The sequence below is a fragment of the Aquabacterium commune genome, from assembly GCF_004362855.1.
GTDB classification, from domain to species: domain Bacteria; phylum Pseudomonadota; class Gammaproteobacteria; order Burkholderiales; family Burkholderiaceae_C; genus Aquabacterium; species Aquabacterium commune.
Window position 1 is genome coordinate 660,289 of sequence record NZ_SNXW01000001.1, and the last position, 19,812, is coordinate 680,100.

Annotated in this window: 17 protein-coding genes and 1 pseudogene; 13 read left to right on the forward strand and 5 right to left on the reverse strand. The window is 63.4% G+C overall.

The window, feature by feature from the left end; all coding sequences use genetic code 11:
- The first annotated feature begins 23 nt into the window (after positions 1 to 23).
- The 4 genes from EV672_RS02950 to EV672_RS02965 are packed head-to-tail and all read left to right on the forward strand — an operon-like array spanning position 24 to position 4,176.
- Positions 24 to 806 (forward strand): polysaccharide deacetylase family protein, encoded by a 783-nt coding sequence (locus EV672_RS02950; protein ID WP_133606054.1) that lies wholly within the window; start codon positions 24 to 26, stop codon positions 804 to 806.
- Positions 803 to 1,945, forward strand: a complete 1,143-nt coding sequence (locus tag EV672_RS02955) for a glycosyltransferase family 4 protein (RefSeq protein WP_133606055.1) — start codon at positions 803 to 805, stop codon at positions 1,943 to 1,945. The genes EV672_RS02950 and EV672_RS02955 overlap by 4 nt, the downstream gene beginning before the upstream one ends.
- 15 nt (positions 1,946 to 1,960) lie before the next feature.
- Positions 1,961 to 3,079, forward strand: a complete 1,119-nt coding sequence (gene waaC, locus EV672_RS02960; RefSeq protein ID WP_133606056.1) for a lipopolysaccharide heptosyltransferase I — start codon at positions 1,961 to 1,963, stop codon at positions 3,077 to 3,079.
- Positions 3,076 to 4,176 (forward strand): glycosyltransferase, encoded by a 1,101-nt coding sequence (locus tag EV672_RS02965; protein WP_133606057.1) that lies wholly within the window; start codon positions 3,076 to 3,078, stop codon positions 4,174 to 4,176. The genes waaC and EV672_RS02965 overlap by 4 nt, the downstream gene beginning before the upstream one ends.
- Before the next feature lie 10 nt (positions 4,177 to 4,186).
- Here EV672_RS02965 and gmhB read toward each other — a convergent pair whose 3' ends face one another.
- From gmhB to rfaE1, 3 genes and pseudogenes are all read right to left on the reverse strand, one after another.
- Positions 4,187 to 4,768 carry a D-glycero-beta-D-manno-heptose 1,7-bisphosphate 7-phosphatase gene (gmhB, locus tag EV672_RS02970; RefSeq protein ID WP_243738504.1) on the reverse strand — a complete coding sequence of 194 codons (582 nt, stop codon included), beginning with the start codon at positions 4,766 to 4,768 and terminating at the stop codon, positions 4,187 to 4,189.
- Between the two features lie 15 nt (positions 4,769 to 4,783).
- Positions 4,784 to 5,245, reverse strand: a pseudogene (gene rfaE2 / locus EV672_RS02975) (D-glycero-beta-D-manno-heptose 1-phosphate adenylyltransferase); the annotation flags it as partial.
- 23 nt (positions 5,246 to 5,268) lie between these two features.
- Complete coding sequence (gene rfaE1, locus EV672_RS02980; protein ID WP_133606058.1) at positions 5,269 to 6,210, reverse strand: D-glycero-beta-D-manno-heptose-7-phosphate kinase; 942 nt, start codon at positions 6,208 to 6,210, stop codon at positions 5,269 to 5,271.
- Between the two features lie 137 nt (positions 6,211 to 6,347).
- Here rfaE1 and EV672_RS02985 point away from each other — a divergent pair, with 137 nt between their 5' ends.
- Together EV672_RS02985 and msbA are read left to right on the forward strand one after the other, a co-directional pair.
- Positions 6,348 to 7,373, forward strand: coding sequence for a glycosyltransferase family 9 protein (locus tag EV672_RS02985; RefSeq protein WP_133606059.1), 1,026 nt, complete (start codon positions 6,348 to 6,350; stop codon positions 7,371 to 7,373).
- A 7-nt stretch (positions 7,374 to 7,380) separates the two neighbouring features.
- A complete protein-coding gene (gene msbA / locus EV672_RS02990; protein ID WP_133606060.1) occupies positions 7,381 to 9,111 on the forward strand; it encodes a lipid A export permease/ATP-binding protein MsbA in 1,731 nt (576 codons plus the stop codon).
- Between the two features lie 9 nt (positions 9,112 to 9,120).
- Here the strand turns inward: msbA and EV672_RS02995 are convergent, their stop codons facing one another.
- The gene (locus EV672_RS02995) at positions 9,121 to 10,494 is read right to left on the reverse strand and encodes a Fic family protein (protein ID WP_133606061.1); all 1,374 of its coding nucleotides are present in this window, start codon (positions 10,492 to 10,494) and stop codon (positions 9,121 to 9,123) included.
- Between the two features lie 216 nt (positions 10,495 to 10,710).
- Here EV672_RS02995 and rfaD point away from each other — a divergent pair, with 216 nt between their 5' ends.
- Both rfaD and EV672_RS03005 read left to right on the forward strand, forming a co-directional pair.
- Entirely contained in the window at positions 10,711 to 11,691 is a 981-nt protein-coding gene (gene rfaD / locus EV672_RS03000) for an ADP-glyceromanno-heptose 6-epimerase (protein WP_133606063.1), read from the forward strand.
- Between the two features lie 39 nt (positions 11,692 to 11,730).
- The gene (locus EV672_RS03005) at positions 11,731 to 13,119 is read left to right on the forward strand and encodes a glycosyltransferase family 2 protein (RefSeq protein WP_133606065.1); all 1,389 of its coding nucleotides are present in this window, start codon (positions 11,731 to 11,733) and stop codon (positions 13,117 to 13,119) included.
- On the opposite strand, the gene EV672_RS03010 is transcribed toward EV672_RS03005, so the two are convergent.
- Positions 13,016 to 14,383, reverse strand: coding sequence for a glycosyltransferase family 4 protein (locus EV672_RS03010; RefSeq protein ID WP_166643421.1), 1,368 nt, complete (start codon positions 14,381 to 14,383; stop codon positions 13,016 to 13,018). The two genes, EV672_RS03005 and EV672_RS03010, sit on opposite strands and share 104 nt — an antisense overlap.
- 253 nt (positions 14,384 to 14,636) lie before the next feature.
- On the opposite strand from EV672_RS03010, the gene EV672_RS03015 reads away from it, so the two are divergent.
- The 5 genes from EV672_RS03015 to EV672_RS03035 all read left to right on the forward strand — a co-directional run bounded on the left by EV672_RS03015 (position 14,637) and on the right by EV672_RS03035 (position 19,786).
- On the forward strand, positions 14,637 to 15,662 hold the full coding sequence (locus EV672_RS03015) for a GDP-mannose 4,6-dehydratase (RefSeq protein WP_133606069.1): 1,026 nt from the start codon (positions 14,637 to 14,639) through the stop codon (positions 15,660 to 15,662).
- Between the two features lie 4 nt (positions 15,663 to 15,666).
- Positions 15,667 to 16,806: a GDP-mannose 4,6-dehydratase gene (gmd, locus tag EV672_RS03020; RefSeq protein ID WP_133606071.1), complete on the forward strand. Its 1,140-nt coding sequence runs from the start codon at positions 15,667 to 15,669 to the stop codon at positions 16,804 to 16,806.
- Entirely contained in the window at positions 16,790 to 18,202 is a 1,413-nt protein-coding gene (locus tag EV672_RS03025) for a glycosyltransferase family 4 protein (RefSeq protein WP_133606073.1), read from the forward strand. The genes gmd and EV672_RS03025 overlap by 17 nt, the downstream gene beginning before the upstream one ends.
- Positions 18,203 to 18,231: 29 nt before the next feature.
- A complete protein-coding gene (locus EV672_RS03030) occupies positions 18,232 to 19,029 on the forward strand; it encodes a hypothetical protein (RefSeq protein ID WP_133606075.1) in 798 nt (265 codons plus the stop codon).
- 103 nt (positions 19,030 to 19,132) lie between these two features.
- Complete coding sequence (locus EV672_RS03035; protein WP_133606077.1) at positions 19,133 to 19,786, forward strand: class I SAM-dependent methyltransferase; 654 nt, start codon at positions 19,133 to 19,135, stop codon at positions 19,784 to 19,786.
- Positions 19,787 to 19,812 lie beyond the last annotated feature (26 nt).

Here is a 19,812-nt window from a genome sequence, read left to right on the forward strand (position 1 = left end):
ACGCCCTCGCCCGCCCGCCGTCCATGAGCCACCTGCCCCCGGTTTCAGCCCCGGCCTCACCGCCGATGTCGATCCTGATGTACCACCAGATCGGCCTGTACCCGCGCCCTGACGCGCACCGGGCGCTGTTCTGCCACATCGACCGCTTCCGATCGCAGCTGCGCTACCTCAAGCTGATGGGTTTCGAGGTGCTCAGCCTGGCGCAAGCCCATGCCTGCCTGTTCGAAGGCCAGCCGCTGCCCAAGCGCTCGGTGGTCATCACCGTGGACGATGGCTATGACGACTTCCGCGAGCACGCCTGGCCCGCGCTGCAGGAGTTCGGCTGCTCGGCCACCGTGTACCTGGTCAGCGACCTGATCGGCAAAACCGCGAGCTGGCTGACCGACTGGCCACACCAGCCCCAGCTGATGGACGCCGCGGCGGTGCGCCAACTCAAACGCGAGGGCTGTGACTTCGGCTCGCACGCGGTGACGCACCCGCGCCTGTCCATGCTGAGTGCGGCCGAGCAACGCCGCGAGATCTTCGACAGCAAGAAGGCCTTGGAAGACGTGCTGGGCGCGCCTGTGCCCGACTTCTGCTACCCCTATGGCGACTACTCGCTGCGCGCGCGCGACCTGGTGCAGGAAGCCGGCTACCGCACGGCCACGACCTGCATCCGCGGTGCGGCCAACCTGTCGGACAACCCCTTCGAGCTGACGCGCAAGGCCATCTCCTACGGCGACAACGTGCTGGGCTTTGCCTTCAAGCTGCACGCCAAGCAGGCGCGCAAGGGCCAAGCGGCGGTACCGGACCGCATCGCCTCGTGACGCGCACTGCCAAGCCCATGCGCATCGTCCACGTCCTGCACAGCCACGGCTATGGCGGCGCCGAAAGCCACGTCATGATGACGATGCAGGGGCAGCGCGCAGCAGGGCACGCCGTGATGTTCGCCGGGCCGCTGGACTCCTGGCTGGGCAAGGCCTGCGCCGAGGCCGGCATCGAGGCGGTGCACATCCCCATGCACGGGCTGTACGACCCGTGGTCGCACTGGCAGATGCGGCGCCTGGTTCAGCGCTGGCAGCCGGACATCGTCCACGGCCACCTGATCCGCGGGGCGGCCTACGCGGGGCGGGCCGGCCACATGCAACGCAAGCCGCTGGCGGTGTGCACGGCGCACGCCACCACAGCCGCCACGCACATGCAGCGCTGTGCGCGCATCATCGCGGTGTCCGAGGCCGTCAAGCGCAACCTGGTGGCGGCCGGGTATGCGGCCGAGCGCATCCGCGTGGTGCACAACGGTGTGCCGGATGGCCCGTGGCAAGGCACGCCCGATGAGCTGGCCGTGCAGCGCGTGGCCCTGCGCCGCGAGCTGGGCATCCCCGATGGCGTGTTCGCAGTGGCACATGCGGGCCGCTTTGTCCGCGACAAGGGGCAAGACTTGCTCGTGCAGGCCATGCTGCAAACGCAGGGCGATGCGCAGGCCGGCGTGCACCTGTACCTGATGGGCGACCCCCACACCGAGTTCGGCACCCAGCTGCAGCACACCCTGCAAGCGGTGCGCGACACCGACGCCCGCGTGCCCGAACGCATCCACCTGCTGGGCTACCGCCAGGACGTGCAGCGCCTGCTGCCGGCGTTCGACATGTTCGCCCTGGCATCGCGCCGTGAAGAGATTTCGCTGTCCGTCATCGAGGCGTTTGCGGCGCACCTGCCGGTGGTGGCCACCGCGGTGGGCGGCGTGCCGGAAATCGTGCTGCACGAGGACACGGGCCTGTTGGTGCCCACAGAAGATGCCGCTGCGCTGGGCCAGGCCATGGCTCGCCTGCACGGCGATGCAGACCTGGCAGCACGCCTGGCCGCATCGGGCCGTCAGCGCTTCGAGCAGCACCTCACCGCCGAGGGCATGGTGGCGCGCACGCTGGACGTGTACGCCCAAGCGCTGGCTTCGGCCCCATCGGCCCGCTGAATCCCCACCACGACGATGCCCACCCCAGCCACCCACCCCACACCGCGCCGCATCCTCGTCGTCCGCCTGTCGGCACTGGGCGACATCGTCATGGCTTCGGGCCTGATCCCGGCGCTGAAAACAGCCTACCCCGATGCCGAGGTGTCGTGGTTGTGCGAAGAGGGCTGCGCGCCCTTGTTGAAGCACAACCCGCGCTTGAAGCAGGTGCTGATCTGGCCGCGCACGCAGTGGGAGCAACTGTTCAAGGCCAAGCGCTACCTGGCGCTGTGGCGCGAGGTGCGGCAGTTCCGCGCCATGCTGCGCGCACAGCAGTTCGACCTGGTGCTCGATGCGCAAGGCCTGCTCAAAAGCGGCCTGCTGGCCTGGTTCACGGGTGCGCCGCGCCGCGTCAGCATCATCGCCCGCGAAGGCAGCCACCGCCTGGTGCACGAGGTGGTGACGCCCACGCATGGCGCCGACCCGGTGATGGGCTCGGAGTACCGCTTCCTGTCGCGCTACCTGGGCGCACCGCAAGGCAGCTTCGTGCACGACCTGGCCGTGGGCGAAGCACAGCAGGCCCGTGCGCGCCAGGTGCTGGCCGAAGCCCTGCAGGCCGCGCACACGCCGCACTCTGGCCGCCCGCTGGTGGTGCTGTGCCCCTTCACCACGCGCCCGCAGAAGCACTGGGTCGAAGCGAATTGGGCCGAGCTGGCGCAAGCGCTGTGGGACCAAGGGCTGCAGCCCGTGGTGCTGGGTGGGCCGACCGACCGTGAAGCCGCGGCGCGCATCGTGGCCGACGTGCCGCAAGTGCCCTCGCTGGCCGGTGTGCTCAAGCTGGACGAGAGCGTGGCGCTCATCGCCGACGCGCACTTGCTGGTGGGCGTGGACACCGGCCTGACGCACATGGGCTCTGCACTGCGCGTGCCCACGCTGGCCCTGTTCGGCTCGACCCGGCCCTACCTGCAAGGCCCCACGCCCATGACCCGCGTGATGTACGACGCCCTGCCCTGCTCGCCCTGCCGGCGCCGCCCGACCTGCAACGGCGACTTCACCTGCATGAAGCAGCTCACCGTGGAGCGCGTCAGCCTGCAGGCACTGGAGCTGCTGGCACTGCGGGCCGCAGAGCCCGGCCTGGCGGCGGGAGGCGAGGCATGAAGGTCTTGCACGTCGAAGCCGGCATGCACCTCTACGGCGGTGCGCTGCAGGTCGTGTTCCTGCTGCGTGGTCTGAAGGCGCGCGGCATCGACTGTGTGTTGGCCTGCCCCACCGGCAGCGCCATCGCCACCGAGGCCGCGCCACACGCCACCGTCGTCCAGATGACGATGAAGGGCGATGCGGACGTGGCCCTCACCGGCCGGCTGCGCGCCCTCATCCGCGAGGTCCAGCCCGACGTGGTGCACCTGCACAGCCGCCGTGGCAGCGACATCTGGGGCGCGCTGGCCGCACGGCTGGAAGGCGTGCCCGTGGTGCTCAGCCGCCGCGTGGACAACCCCGAATCGCGCTTCGTGGTCAAGCTCAAGTACCGGCTCTACGACGAAGTGGTGACCATCTCCGATGGCATCCGCCAGGTGCTGCTGTCCGAGGGTGTGCCGCCGGCCAAATTGCACTGTGTGCTCAGCGCGGTGGACACGGCGCACTACCGGCCAGACCGTTCGCACCAGGCCTGGTTCCGCGAGACCTTCGGCCTGAACGAGGGCGAGCTGGTCATCGGCATGGTGGCGCAGTTCATCGCCCGCAAAGGCCACAGCACGCTGCTCGACGCCCTGCCCGCGGTGCTGGCGGCGCACCCGAACGCGCGGGTGCTGCTGTTCGGCCAAGGCCCGCTGCGCGATGAGATTTCCGCGCGCGTGCAGGGCGATGCCCTGCTGACCCAGCACGTGCAACTGCCCGGCTTCCGCAAAGACCTCGACCGCATCCTGCCCTGCCTGGACGTGCTAGCCCACCCGGCGTTCATGGAAGGGCTGGGCGTGTCGCTCTTGCAGGCGGCGGCCTGTGGCGTGCCCCTGGTGGGCGGTCGCGCAGGCGGCATCCCCGAAATCGTCCAACCGGGGCTGAATGGCGAGCTGATCGAGCCGGGCGACACCGCCGCCTTGACGGCTGCTTTGAACAAGCTGCTGGGCTCAAGCGATGTGCGCCAGCGCTACGGCCAGGCCGGCCGCGCCTGGGTGGAGCAGAGCTTCTCGATCGACGCGATGGTGAGCGGCAACCTGGGCGTGTACGGGCGTGCCATCGCGCGGCACGCTGCACGCTGAACTCAGCCCTTCATCGGGCTTTCAGCAAGGCGTCCACGCAGGCTGCCAGGTCGGCATGCGCCGCATCGGCACCGGCCAGACCATCGACAGATTCGGCATTGTCCGACCGCACGATGTATGCACGGCCCACGCCCGCGGCACGGGCCGCTTCGATGTCCGAAGGCTTGTCGCCCACCATGAAGGAATCGGCCAGCGACAGGCCATGCTCGCGCGCAGCCCGCAAGATCATGCCGGGTTCGGGCTTGCGGCAATCGCAATCCACGGCCAGCTCGGGCACCGTGCCCTTGGGGTGGTGCGGGCAGTGATAGACCGCCTCGACCTCGGCACCGGCCTCTTTCAACGCGGTGCGCATGTGCGTGGTCAGCACCTGGAACTGGTCCTCGGTGTACATGCCGCGCGCCAGGCCCGACTGGTTGGTCACGACGATGAGCACATAACCGGCTTCGCGCAAGCGGCGCATGGCGTCCACCGCACCGGGCACAAACTCGAACTCGTCCCACTGGTGCACATAGGCCCGGTCCAGGTTGATGACGCCGTCGCGGTCCAGGAAAGCGGCCTTGCGCGGTGACGTCAAGGCCGAGGCCTGCGGCACGGCCTCCGACGATTGCCCGGCGCGGATGCGCTTGACCAGCGAGGTCGTGGAGTAGCCATCGACGAAAGGAATCGCCAGCGCCTCACCGCCCCAGGAACGCACCACGGCGGTCTCTTCCAGGGTCTCCATGTCGTAGTCGCCGCCCTTGACGTAGAGGTCGGGGCGCGCGTCCTTGATCAGCGCCACGGGCGTGCGCTCGTCGAAGAAGGTCACCAGCGAGACAGACGCCAGCCCGGCCAGCACGGCGGCGCGGTCTTCGGCCTTGTTCAGCGGGCGGTCCGGGCCCTTGCCCAACATGCGCGCCGACGCATCCGAGTTCACGGCCACCACCAGCGAGCCACCCAGTTGGCGGGCCTCGTGCAGGTAGGCCACGTGGCCGCGGTGCAGCACGTCGAACACGCCGTTGGTGAAGACGACGGGCTTGGGCAGCGCGGCCATGCGCGCAGCGATGTCCTCGCGCGCGCAGACCTTGTCCATCAGGGATTGGAAGGGGTGGCCGCTCATGCGAACAGCTCCTCGTAGCTCAGCGTGGCGGTGCCGAACTTGGCCACCACCAGGCCGCCGGCGCGGTTGGCGTGCGCCATGGCGTCGGCCATCGACAGGCCGCAGGCCATCATCAGGGCCATCGTGGCGATGACGGTGTCGCCCGCGCCGGTGACATCGGCCACCTCGCGCGCCTGCGCCTGCACATTGCTGACCTGGCCCGGCTCGAACAGCGACATGCCTTCTTCGGAGCGCGTCAGCAGCAAGGCGTCGAGGCCCAGCTGCACGCGCAGCGCCTCGGCCTTGGCGATGAGATCCGCCTCGTCCTTCCAGTTGCCAATGACCTGCTGCAGCTCCGCGCGGTTGGGCGTGATGACGGTGGCGCCGGCATAGCGGGCGTAATCGCTGCCCTTGGGGTCGATGAGGACGGGCTTGCCGGCCTGTCGGGCCATCTCGATCATGCGGGGGATGTGGGCCAGGCCACCCTTGCCGTAGTCCGAAAACAGCACGACGTCGTGGTTGGCGAGTTCGCGCTCGAAATCGCCCAGCATCTGCGCCAGCACCTCGTGGGTGGGTTCGCGCTCGAAGTCCACGCGCAGCAGCTGCTGGTTGCGCCCGATGATGCGCAGCTTGACGATGGTCTGCATGCCCGGGTCCTGGCCCAGCACGGTGGCCACGCCGTGGGCCTCCAGCAATTCGCGCAGGCGGCGGGCCGGCTCGTCCTGGCCGACCATGCTCAGCAGGGTGACGCTGCCACCCAGGGTCTTGACGTTGAGCGCGACGTTGGCGGCACCGCCCACGCGCTCCTGCTCGCTGGCCACACGGACCACGGGCACCGGGGCTTCGGGCGAGATGCGCTCCACAGCGCCGAACCAGTAGCGGTCGAGCATCACATCGCCCACCACCAGCACACGGCGGCTGGCGAGCGTCTGGCGGTCGGGGCAAACGGTCGGTTTCATGGCGGTCGGTCCGGCAAGCAAAAGAGGTCTGAGGAAGACCCGTATTGTCGGCACAAATGTGTCAGTTCTCATCAACGGCAAGACCAAGCTCGGGGCAAGGCAAAATACCGGGTTAGCCGTCCGCCCACCTTTTGTGCATGCCCACTTCGAATGACTCCCGGCCCCGCACCGTCGTCTTGCTGCAATACGCCGGCATCGGTGACCTGGTCTGGCACATCCCCTACTTCAAGCTGATCGCCGACCAGAGCCAGGACGGGCGCGTCACCGTGGTCGCCCAGCCCTCGACGCTCACGCGCGCCTTCATCGGCAAGGAACCCTGGGTGGCAGAGGTCATCGACCACGACCACCGCCCCCGCCGTGGCGAAAAACGCCGCGGCAAGCACGCGGGTTTCGCGGGCATGTGGCGCATGGCACAACAGCTCAAGGCCGGCCGCTTCGACCGCATCGTCCTGTTCTCTGGCCGCCCCAGCCGCGGCCTGGTGGCCTGGCTCAGCGGCATCCGCATCCGCCAAGGCTTCGGCTACCGCTTCCTGCAGCGCATGTTCCTCAACAGCGGCCCCTTCATCGAGGCCTACCAAGGCCCCTCGCTGGCGGTCTATCCCGAGGCCAGCGCCTTCATGGTGGCCCACGGCTACTGCCCCGAGCCCATCGTGCCGCACCTGCACCCGCCCACCGAGTTGCTGGCGCAGATGCAGACGCGCCTGGCGAACATGCCCCACCCGCTTTACGCTTTTGCCATCGGCACCAGCGAAACGCACAAGCAGTGGGGCGTGCAGAACTACGCCGATCTGGCCTGTGCCCTGATCGCCGAAGGCGCGGGCGTGATGCTGCTGGGCGGCCCGGGCGAGGTGGCCCTGGCGCGCGAAATCGAAGCCTTGATCCCTGACAAGGCCCGCCACGCCCTGACCCTCGTGACCGACGCGCCCGTGCTGGGCAGCGCCGCGGCCTTGCAAGTGGCCGATTTCTGCGTGGGCAACGACACCGGCATGGTCAACGTGGCCGCCGCGGTGGGCCGCCCCAGCTTCGTCATCATCGGCTCGCGTCCGACGCTCGACCAGGACCCGCACAACATGCGCAACGTCACGGCAGCCCGCCTGTCCGACATCACCGTCGAGCGCGTGCTCGACCTGCTGAGAGAGGCCCGTCATGGCGCAAACGCCTGATCAAGCAATGGAACTGAAGGAAACCGGACGCAAGATCCTCGCGTACGGCAAACCCCACTGGAAGAAGTTCGCCGGGGCCTTCCTGCTCTTCACGGCGGGGGCGGCGGTCGAGCCGGTCATCCCGGCCCTGTTCAAGAAGCTGATCGACTCGGGCTTCAAGGAAGGGCTCAACTACCCCCTGTGGCTGGTGCCCATCGTCATCATCGGCCTCTTCCTGGTGCGCGGCCTGTTCAACTTCGCGGGCAACTACGCGATGACGGACAGCGTCTCCAGCGTGGTGCTCAGCCTGCGCCGCGACCTGATGCGCGGCCTGCTGCGCGCCGATGCCAGCTTGTTCACCTTGATCAGCCCCGGTGTGGCCGTCACCAAGATCATCAACGACCCACAGTTCGCCTCGCAGACGCTGGGCAACGTCGTGATTTCCGTGATCAAGGACTCCATGACCCTGGTGTTCCTGCTGGGCTACCTGCTGTACCTGAACTGGCAGCTCACCTTGCTGTCCTTCGTCAGCATGCCGCTGCTGGGTTTCTTGCTCAAGCGCGTGCAAAAGCGCCTGCAGCATGTGGGCCAGGCCCAGTACGAATCGCAGCAGCGCCTGGTCAACACGGTGGACGACAACGCCCGCGCCTGGCGCGTGGTGCGCACCTTCGACGCCGCTGACTTCGAGCTGGCCCGCTTCGACAAGGAAGCCCATGTGCTGCGCCGCATGGTGCTCAAGACCATGGCCACCAGCTCCCTCATCACCCCGATGACGCAGGTCGTGGCCGCCATCGGCGTGTCGATCATCATCACCCTGGCCATCCACCAGGCGAGCCAAGGCTCGACCACGGTGGGCGAATTCGTCTCCTTCATCACGGCCCTGCTGATGACGATCTCGCCCATGCGCCACCTCACCGACGTGTACCAACCGGTCACCGGTGCGCTCATCACCGCGCGCGGTGCCTTCGACCTGATCAACGCGCCGGTCGAGCCTGACAACGGCACGCTGGAGATGCCCATCTCGCGCGGCGACATCGCCTTTGACAACGTCAAGGTGCATTACGAGGGCGCGGCCGCGCCATCCCTCAACGGCTTCAAGCTGCACATCGAACCCGGGCAAACGGTGGCCCTCGTGGGGTCGTCGGGCGCAGGCAAGACCACGGTGGTCAACACCCTGCTGCGCTTTGCCAACCCGTCCGAAGGGCACATCCTGCTCGATGGCACTCCCATCGAAGACCTCAAACTGGCCAGCCTGCGCCGGCACTTTGCCGTGGTGTCGCAAGACATCGTCCTGTTCGACGGCAGCGTGGCGCAGAACGTCGCCTACGCCAGCCCGCTGGGCATCGACCGCGCCAAGGTGGAGCAATGCCTGCGTGCGGCCAACCTCTGGAACCACGTGTCCACCATGGCCCAAGGCATGGACACGGGCATCGGCACCAACGGCAGCATGATGTCGGGCGGCCAGCGCCAACGCCTGGCCATCGCGCGCGCCCTGTACCGCGACGCCGCGGTGTGGATCTTCGACGAAGCCACCTCGGCGCTCGACTCGGAATCCGAGGCCGTGGTGCAACGCTCCATCGAGGACCTGCGCCACGCCAAGACGCTCATCCTCATCGCGCACCGCTTGAGCACCATCAAAAATGCCGACGTCATCTGCGTGATGTCTGAAGGGCGTATCGTCGAGCAAGGCACCCATGCCGAGCTGATGGCCCTGGGCGGCATCTATGCCGGCATGGTGCGCATCCAGTCTGCGGACTGACCGGAAAGGCTACCTGTTCATGCCTTGGCGCCCCTGCCAAGCGGCATATTCCAGCGGGCGAATGCCAAAGCGCACGGCATTGCCAGCATGCATTGCAGCCAACTCGTTCAGCACCAACTGAACAAACGGTTCGCGCTCTGAGGGGGCCACTGTGGGCGGCACCTTGCCTCTCACTGCCAGCGCCGTGGCCACGTCCCCTTGCCTCACGATGGCCGCGATCACCTCTGCCAGCGCCTGACGGTGGCGCAAACGGAAGAGGTCAGGCGGCACGAGGGTTTGCTTCACGGCGACGTACTGCTGGCAAGAGCGCTCGTAAGCCCACACAAAAACATCGCGCAGCAACTCCACCCTGTTCAGCTCGTACACCCCCAGCATGGCTGCCACATAGGCTTGTTGAGGCACGTCGATGAACGACAGCGGGCACAGGTTGTGCCTGATGAACGGAATGTTCGCCGCCAGGCGCGACACGCGCTTGTTCACATCCTCGAAGGGCTGCAGATAGGGCAAGTGCACCATCAGGAAAAAGGCTTGCTCGAACGGATCCTCGATCTCCGCGGCCATTTGAACCACGATGCCGAAGAGCTCCTCCAGGCGCTGAGGCAGGGCAATGGGCAAATAGACACTGCCGCCGATCTCCACTGCGCGTCGACGGATGCGACCCACAGCAGCAGGGTCCGCCATCAAGCCGTCTGACAGAAACGCATGCAAGGCAATGAGCGTGTTCGCTTCCACCCTGGCATTTTCCGGGTTGAGCACGAGGTACTCGATGGCCTGCTTGTGGTTCAGGATCATCTGCGTCTCCAACGCATCCTTGCCCTCGGCGACCTGACCGAACTCGATCAGCCGTTCAGTGTCCAGCCGGCTGTAGGTATTGCCCTCCAGGTGCGACGAAGCCCATGACAAATCAATCAACAGCCTGTTGAGGATGTCTCTGGCAAAAGTGCCTGCGGGTGTTTGCGCTGCTGGCGAGCGGCCCAAGGCATGCAACTGATCACGCAAATCGATCGGTAGATAGGCGGTGCTATTGGGCTGGTACTGTTCAAGGAACTGCAGGCGATAGCCAACCGGGCTGCGCAAATGACGGGGCTTGGCAACATGGGCACGGATTTCCGCGCCCTGCGCTGAAACCGGCACATCGCTTTCCGTCGAACCCGGAAATGACAACCCCGCCGCATGCAGGATGCGGTAACGCGTGGCCCGCCGGGCACCGACCATCTCGACGCGCTGCAGCGCCACCAGCAAAGCCAAACGGCGTTGCAGGGTTCTGCGCTGACCGCCCTCGCCCAACTGCCGCAGGATCGCGTCGATGCCCAGCCCCTCGGGCTCGGCCCCAATCATGGCCACCAGCGCGTCCAATTCTTCAGGTGGGATGGTGCGTGCCATGCTGTGGGCTCCTTGCGACCGAGGCCGTATCGCGACAAATGACTGTCGCACAGAATTTTATGCGCCAAATGAACTGTCGCATAACAGCATTCGCTCATGCCTCACACGCTACACACCACATCCAACGGCGACATCCAGGCTGCTGGGCTCAGTTCAGCGGAGCGTAAAAAGGCCGCGGGCATAATCTGGCTCTCATTTCAGACTTGAGCCCACCCCATGATCATCGTCACCGGCGCCACCGGCTTCATCGGCTCCAACATCGTCGCCGACCTCAATGCACGCGGCCGCACCGACCTGCTGCTGGTCGATGACCTGGGCACCCACGGCAAGTGGAAGAACGTGGCCAAGCGCCGCTTCCTGGACATCGTGGACTACCGCCAGATCGACGGCCTGCTGCCCAAGCTGAGCAAGGCCGATGCGGTGTTCCACATGGGCGCGAATTCGTCCACCACGTCCACCGATGGCGATGAGATTTTGCGCGTCAACCTGCGCGCCACCATGGCCTGGTGGCAGTGGTGCACGCACAGCGGCACGCCCTTCATCTACGCCTCGTCGGCAGCGACCTATGGCGACGGCCAGGAAGGCTTCGACGACAACCAGGCGCCCGAGGCCCTGGACCAACTCGCCCCGCTGAACCTGTACGGCTGGTCCAAGCACCAGTTCGACAAGTGGGCCGTGGAGCGCGCTGCCGAAGGCAAGGCCCCGCCGCAATGGGCCGGCCTGAAGTTCTTCAACGTCTATGGCCCCAACGAGTACCACAAGGGCGACATGAAGAGCCTGGTGGCCAAGAACACCGAACTGATTGCCCGCGGCGAAACCATCCGCCTGTTCAAGTCACACAAGGAAGGCTATGCCGACGGCGCCCAGCTGCGCGACTTCGTCTATGTGAAAGACTGCTGCGCCGTGATGATGTGGCTGCTGGACCACCGCGAAGCCAGCGGCGTGTTCAACCTGGGCACCGGCCAGGCCCGCAGCTTCGTGGACCTGATGCAGGCCATTGGCTCAGCGCTGAACAAGCCCGTGAACATCGAGTACGTGGACATGCCCGAGAGCATCCGGCCGAACTACCAGTACTTCACCGAAGCGAAGATGGGCAAGCTGCGCGCGGCGGGCTGTGATGCGGCGTTCCATTCGCTGGAACAGGGTGTGTCGGATTACGTGGGGCAGTACTTGACCCGGGCGGATGTTTACCGCTGACAAACTACAGAACCTACCTCGATCCAACTCACCTCAAAGATGTCCTCTGCGCCTGCCTTCTTGCTGATCATGCCGTCGTACAACCAGGCGCACTACATCGCCGCAGCGGTTGACAGTGTGCTTGCACAAGACGATGCCAACTGGGTGCTTTGGGTGATCGACAACTCGACAGACCACACGCCAGAGGTGATGGGAGAGTACAGTGACCCGCGCATACAGTTTGTGCACATACCCCAGCGCATGGACCCAGGCTCCTGCTTGAACTGGGTGCTTGAGCGAGAGGGCCACAAGTACCGTGACTTCTCCTATGTCCACACGGACAACCATCTGCGTCCAGACTACGTACGTCAGATGCGACGAGCCCTTGCGGCCTCGGACAACACGCTCGCTTACTGCGACATGCGCAGCATGGATGGCCAAGGCGCACTGACGGGCGTGTTCCGGCGAGGCACCTTTGATCTGGCCAGGCTGTTCAGCCTCTCTCCTCTGGGCGTACCGTTTTCAGCGACGACAGCGTTGGCACGTGAACTCGGCGGCTTCAGCCGCATGGACGTCGCAGACGATGTCGTTTTCTGCCTGCGTGCCTGGCCGCGTGCCCGTTTCGTACACCTCCCGGACGCGCTCATGGACTATCGCCTGCACAGCAACAGCCGGACAGAGGCGCACGGTGGCGCACTGGAAATCAACCGCTCATTCCTCAGCGCATACCACCGACTCTTACCCGACGTGATAGCGCATGACTGCGATCCCATCCAAGCACTGCTCACACGGCTGCAGCGCCTGCAAGGTGATGTGCAGATGCGGTTAGAGGACACCTGGTATCGAGAGCGCGAAATCACGGCCAGACTGTTGCAACAACCCAGCCTGCAGACATTTTTTGACCTGGCGCTGATCGATTTGCCCAACATCAGCGACGCGCCCCCTCCGCTACGGGTGGATCGGCCTGAAACAGGCTGGGTGCGCCTAAAGAACAAGCTGTACAAACGGCTGCGACGTTGGCGGGGGCAACTGCCGCTCAACAAGGAACTTACGGTCCCTGATCTCCACTCGCGCATTGCGCGGCACTGTGCGTGGGACTTGTCCACCCAGTTGTGCGACCACGCCGTACCTTGGCTTTACCTGTCGGTGCAACACACCGGCGGCGACATCCAGCGCCTGCGCCTTGCGTCAACAGACATCTATACGTTGTGGATTACGCTGGTGTTGCACCGCATGTGCGGCTGGCGCTTCAAGGTCGACCAAGGGGCTGCAACGCCCAACCTGAACCTGAGCGCATGGCCTCATCTGGACGCGGTTGACTGCCAAGAAAGCGGGGCGGAAACGCTCATTTCGCTGGCGCCAGGGAATGTCTGGGTGAAGTCCGCGGCGCTTGCTCGCGACACTCAGCCACCAGTGCACCCAAACTTTCCGCAAACGTCGCCTTGCTGAATCGCGCGCTGTTGCTGAGTCCTGACTGAGACAACTGCTTCAAGCGCGAAGGCTGACTCACGAGTTCATCCAGCGCCACACCCAGCGCCCGCACATCCTCGATCTGCTCGACCAACATCGCGGAATCGCCCAACACCTCGGGCATGGTCGATCCAGCCGATGCCAGGACTGGACAACCGAACGACTGCGCCTCCAGCACCGGGATGCCAAACCCTTCGACCAAGGTAGGAAATGCGAACAGGGCAGCGCAACGCAGCAGCACCAACTTGTCGATTTCGGATATCCGCCCCAGCAGTAGCACATCGGACACCGACTCGCCATCGCCAGGAATGCGTTCCAGCCCCGAGGCATCCTTCACAGTCACCAAGCCATGCTGCGCCAAGTAGCCAGGCTCAGCCATTCCCGCGATGACCAGCGTCAGCCGGCTCGCGTGTCTCGACTGTTGATGCGCCCTGATCAAGCGCGCCACGTTCTTGCGCTCCTCAACGGCACCCACATACAAAATAAACTGTTTGGGCCGGAGCCCCCATCGTCTCAGCACCTCGGCTTGCAGCCCATCCTGGGCACTGCGTGCGATGGTCGGCTCGTCAGCAGGGATGGGCTGGTGCAGCACGCGGATTCGGGGCCCAGCCTCGGGGTGATGCTGCAGGATCACGTCCCGCGTGTACGCCGACATCGCGAGCACCATGTCCGCATGCTTGACACACGCCTCGATCTTTCGGCGGAACTTGTGTCCATTCGAATTGGAAACGGGCACGTCGTACAGGAACATGTCGTGAACGGTTTGCATGATTCTCACAGCACCCGTTCTTGACTGAATGGCGCAAGGCGCCGTCGTCAGCACCAAGTCCGAGCCCTGCCTGCGCAGAAAATCCACTTGCACTGGGGGCACGAAGGGCTTGCTACTGGCAAGGCGGATGACCTCATAGACCATCTCTACATTGACCAAGCCACCCGCTGTGTTCAAAAATGCACTGCGATCTTCAAGTTCGACCGCATCGGGCACATCCCACAGTCCTACACGGACTGCGCGGGCGCGCATCATCGCCAAGTAGCGAGGCAACATCTGCAAAGCGCGGATCTTCATCTTGCGCGGATGCTCGATGTCCTGAATGAGGCCCATGACGTCTGCGTGATCATCTCCCGTCGACAGCGCGTCGGTCAGCAGCCTGTAATTTGGCTCAAACGTAGCCACGGCGGCCATCAGCGATTTAGCGTAGAGGTAAATCCCCCGCTGATAGGTCACCCGCAGATCCGGGTGCATGACTGTCAGCCATGGGGGTTGAACAACTTGCGTCATTGGGTTGGATCGCGTGCGAACTCAGCTTGGGCGAGGCAACAAAAAGAGCCACGCAAACCCAAGCGACTGAGCAAAAAACAGCCTAAAGACTGTAGATGATACCGGCCATCATCTGATCGTTGAGCAGCAGCAAAGCTGCACGAAGCGCACGCCATCGGCTCTCTATCGCCCTTACAAATGGGCTTACACTGCCGCGACATTCATCAAGGTCAGTGGAATGGCATCTCCCTCAACCGTATTGATCACAGGCATCCTAGGGCAGGATGGCAGCTACTTGGCAGACCATGCGCTGCGCCTCGGGTATCACGTGCTGGGGGGCATCCGCGGCGAGCCCACGCCCGATAGAACATGGCGTTTGCGCCACTTGGGCATCCACGAACAAGTCTCCTACATCCCGTTTGATCTGGGCAATGCCGACTCCATTCACACCGCACTGCGCCAGAGCCAGCCGAACCTGATTTTCAACTTTGCTGCGCAGAGCTCGGTCGGCGACTCCTTCAAGATGCCCGTGCAGACGGCTGAAAGCGGCGGCATGGGCGCGCTCCACATTTTCGAGTACGCACGGACCGCGGATCACCCATGCAGAGTGTTCCAAGCCTCCTCATCGGAGATCTTCGGCGACATCACCGACTCGCATCATTCGGAAGACAGTGTCTTCAACCCAAAGACGCCCTACGGTGCGACAAAGCTGTTTGCGCACATCATGGCCGAGGCATACCGAGCAAGCTACGGCACGCATGTATCGACGGGCATATTGTTCAATCACGAAAGTCCCTTGAGAGGGGGCAACTTCGTGACCAAGAAAATCACCAAAAGCATGGTGGCAGTCAAGCAAGGACGCATGTCCTCGTTTTCTTTGGGCAATCTGGATGCACGCAGAGATTGGTCTCATGCCAAAGACTTCGTCGATGCCATGTGGCGAATGCTTCAGCTCGATCAACCAGACAACTTTGTGTTGGCAAGCGGTCAACTCACGTCGGTGCGTGAATTTGTGAACCTGACTGCGCAGGCCCTGGACATGAAGCTGGACTGGCAAGGCACAGGCACCGAGGAGCGCGGCGTCGACACAAAGACTGGGCGCACCATCGTGCAGGTGAATCCCGAGTACTACCGCCCCTACGACCCCGCACAGCCACTTGCTGACGTCCGCAAGGCTCGGCGACTCCTCAACTGGTCACCAAAGCACTCGCTGACGGACCTGATTCAGGACATGGTGCGCTTCGACCTTTCACACGACATCTGACAACATGAAAAAAGCTCTCATCACTGGCATCACGGGCCAAGACGGCGCCTACCTCGCAGAGTTCCTGCTGGGCAAGGGCTACGAAGTGCATGGCATCAAGCGCCGCTCGTCGCTCTTCAACACCGACCGCATCGACCACCTCTACCAGGACCCGCACGTCAACAACCGCAACTTCGTGCTGCACTACGGTGACCTGACCGACTCCACCTCCCTGGTGCGCATCGTCCAGAAGGTCCAGCCTGACGAGATCTACAACCTGGCCGCGCAAAGCCACGTCGGCGTCAGCTTCGAAGAGCCCGAGTACACCGCCAACGCCGATGGCCTGGGCGCGCTGCGCCTGCTCGAAGCCATCCGCATCCTGGGCCTGGAGAAGAAGACCCGCTTCTACCAAGCCTCCACCTCCGAGCTCTACGGCCTGGTGCAAGAGATCCCCCAGAAGGAAACCACCCCCTTCTACCCGCGCAGCCCCTATGCGGTGGCCAAGATGTACGCCTACTGGATCACGGTGAACTACCGCGAGGCCTATGGCATGTACGCCTGCAACGGCATCTTGTTCAACCACGAAAGCCCGGTGCGCGGCGAGACCTTCGTGACCCGCAAGATCACCCGCGCCATCAGCCGCATCGCACTCGGCCTGCAGGACTGCCTGTACCTGGGCAACATGAGCGCGCTGCGCGACTGGGGCCACGCCCGCGACTACGTCGAGATGCAGTGGCTGATGCTGCAGCAAGACCAGGCCGATGACTTCGTGATCGCCACGGGCGTGCAGTACAGCGTGCGCCAGTTCGTGGCGTTCGCAGCGAAAGAGCTGGGCGTGACGGTGACCTTCGAAGGCGAAGGCGAGGCCGAAGTGGGCCGCGTCACGAAGATCGAGCCCATCACCAACGCCAAGGGCGAGGCTGAAATTCTGGCCAAGTGCCAGGTAGGCGACGTGATCGTCAAGGTGGACCCGCGCTACTACCGCCCCACCGAGGTGGAGACCTTGCTGGGCGACCCGAGCAAGGCCAAGGCCAAGCTGGGCTGGACGCCCAAGACCACCCTGGCAGAGCTGGTCAAGGAGATGGTCATCAGCGACTACACCTCGGCCAAGCGCGACAACCTGGTCAAGCAAGCAGGGTTCCAGGCCTATGACTACCACGAGTGATGTGAAGCGGATCTATTTCGACATCACGGACATCGTTGAGTACGCACGGGTCTACAACCATGTCTCGGGTATTCAACGTGTCCAGATTCGAATCATTGCTGCGCTGGCGAAACAGCATGGCGGCAAACGCATCGTCTGCTCATACTGGAACCGTGCCACCAGCACCTATTGCCAAGTACCTGGTGATGGCGTTTTCACAAGCAGCGCCTTCAACTCAACCGAGTTGCTTTTGAAGCTGCGAGCCAGCACGTCACATTGGCTGCTAGACAAAAGCGATGCGAAGAAGGCGCTTGCCAAATACAACGGCCAAAAGCAGTACAGGGCGCTCAAGAAACTAGAGCTGTACCTCACAGCCTTGTTGTGGCCGGCAGGCCTGAAGCGCTTTGGCATCCAACCCAAGCAGTCGTTCAATCACATTCGCCCCCTTGAGGTCCAACAACTCACGGACATCCCAGCCAACGAGACCTTGGTCTTTCTTGGCTCAAATTGGAACACTCCGGAATTGCTGGAGGTGGGAAAACGGCATCGGCAGGCTGGGGGTCAGGTCGTTCAGATGATCTATGACCTGATTCCGCACACGGCCCCTCAGTACTTTACCCAAGGCTTGGTCAACGCATTCAACCAGTTCCTCGATAGCACCCCTCAGTACGTGAGCAGTTTCACCTGCATTTCAGATTGGACGGCCTCAGACCTGCGCCAATTTGTTCAACACATCCCAGGCTACGCCCCCTTGATTCAGACCGTGCCGCTGGCGCACGAGTTCGCAGGCTTTGCACGCAATCAAGACGAGATCAGCCCAACGGACGCGTCCTTGATTCAAATGGTCAAGCAACGTCCTTACGTTGTCTGCGTGGGCACCGTTGAAGTCCGCAAAAACGGCCTGGCGTTGCTGCAGGCTTGGCAGCGGCTGATCGGTGAACTCGGTGAACGCACGCCCCAACTGGTGTTTGGTGGCAAATACGGCTGGAAAATCGACGAATTCAAAGACCTCCTCAAGCGAGATGCGCAACTGGCGCGCTACGTCACGATCATTGCGAACGCGAGCGACCAGGACTTGGCCTACCTCTACAAGCACTGCGCCTTCAACATCTACCCCAGCTTCTACGAGGGGTGGGGGCTTCCGGTGGGCGAGGCCGCATGGTTTGGACGCACTTCTGTGGTGTCCTCGGCCACATCCATGCCCGAAGTCTGTGGAGATCTAGTGGACTACGTCGACCCGAACGACATCCAGGCAATTGCAGACAAAGTCAAGCACTTTGTCTTGAACCCAGAGATCGTCAAACAAAGGGAGCAACGCATTCGCGAAGCACCCTTGCGCGACTGGCTGACCGTTGCCAATGATTTCTACGACTTCGTCATGGCAGACAGCGTTTCCCTCGGCTCCCAAGCCGCTTGATTTCCTGCCAAGCCACGCGCGTCGACGCAATGAAACACAAGCTGATCTCGTTCGCTTTGTTCGGCAACGACCCCAAGTACCGAACGGGGATGATGGCCAATGTACGGGCAGCATCACGCTACTACCCTGGGTGGAAGCTCGTCATCTATTGCGATCGAGTGAACCACGATGCCCTCGTCAAGGAAGACTTGGGCCCCTCCGTTGAATGCATCCTGCAAAAGGACGAAAGCCAGGGCGTTGAGGGCATGAGTTGGCGATTTTTGGCGGTGCTCAGGGATGACGCCGAAGTCGTCATTTTCCGAGATGCTGACTCCATCTTCACAGCACGCGAAACTGCGGCAGTGTCAGAGTGGCTGACCTCCCGGAAGGACATGCACATCATCCGTGACCACCCTTATCACCGCTCGCCAGTGATGGGTGGACTTTTCGGAGTCCGTGGCCGGGCACTGAGCTTGCTCGCGGAACTCGTGCGCGCGCGCATGCTGTCGCACAGGCTCACCGAATACGGCGATGACCAAGTTTTCCTGACCAAAGATTTGTATCCCAAGGTCGTCAAGACAACGCTGGTGCACACCAATTGCGTGCGCTTTTTCCCGGAGTTCACCCGGCCGTTGCCGCCTGATCAGCCTGGCGATCACTTCATTGGGGCATATGCCCTCCTCACCGACGAGGAACATGAGGAATATGAAGCCATCCGACGCCAATGGGCCCCCGTGACCTTGATCCCAGAGACTTGGCAGCACCACCGTTACCGCATCCTGCGCAAAATCTACCGGAAGTACCATGGCATCCAACGCATCAGACACGGTTGGCGGTGGTGCATCTGAGCGCTCCTGAGCCGCCGATCTCATTCACCGCGAGTTGTTTTCAGCTGGTGCCGCCGGGCATACGGCCTCTGAACAGTCCTTGCCATACACCTGAGTCACCATCATGAGCACCATTCTCAAGAAAATCACCCGCATCATTGGCAAGCCAGATGAAACCCGACGCACAACCGACGCTGCCGAAGGCGAAGTGAACATTTACAAGGAGTGGGAGCAGCGAGGCTTCACGGCCCCCAGTCCGCACCTCATCAAGCAAGCCGTCGTGTTGCGCAATGGAATTCCTGGTGCCACCTGGGTGGAAACAGGTACGTACATGGGACAAACCACAGAGTTGCTGTCGCGTCATGGCAGCAAGGTCTACAGCATCGAGCCGGAGCCCACGCTGTACGCCAACGCCAAACAGCGATTCAGAAGCGTGTCGAACGTCGAAATATTGAATGGCACAAGCGAGGACATTTTCCCAACACTCGTACCGACCCTCACAGGTGCTGTGAGCTTCTGGCTCGATGGCCATTATTCAGGAGACGGCACTCACAAAGGCCCGCTGGACACCCCTGTCGAACGGGAAATGGCATGCATCGCCGACAACCTTCGTCACATGGACAAGGCCGTCATCATGATCGATGACATCCGCCTGTTCAACGGCCAGATTCATGCCTACGGCAACTACCCAACATTGGATGATCTCGTGAACTGGGCGCGAGCCAACGGCCTGGCTTGGCACATCGAGCAAGACATCTTCATTGCCAAGAAAACCTGAGCCGATCAGCCACCTGACTCGCAGCC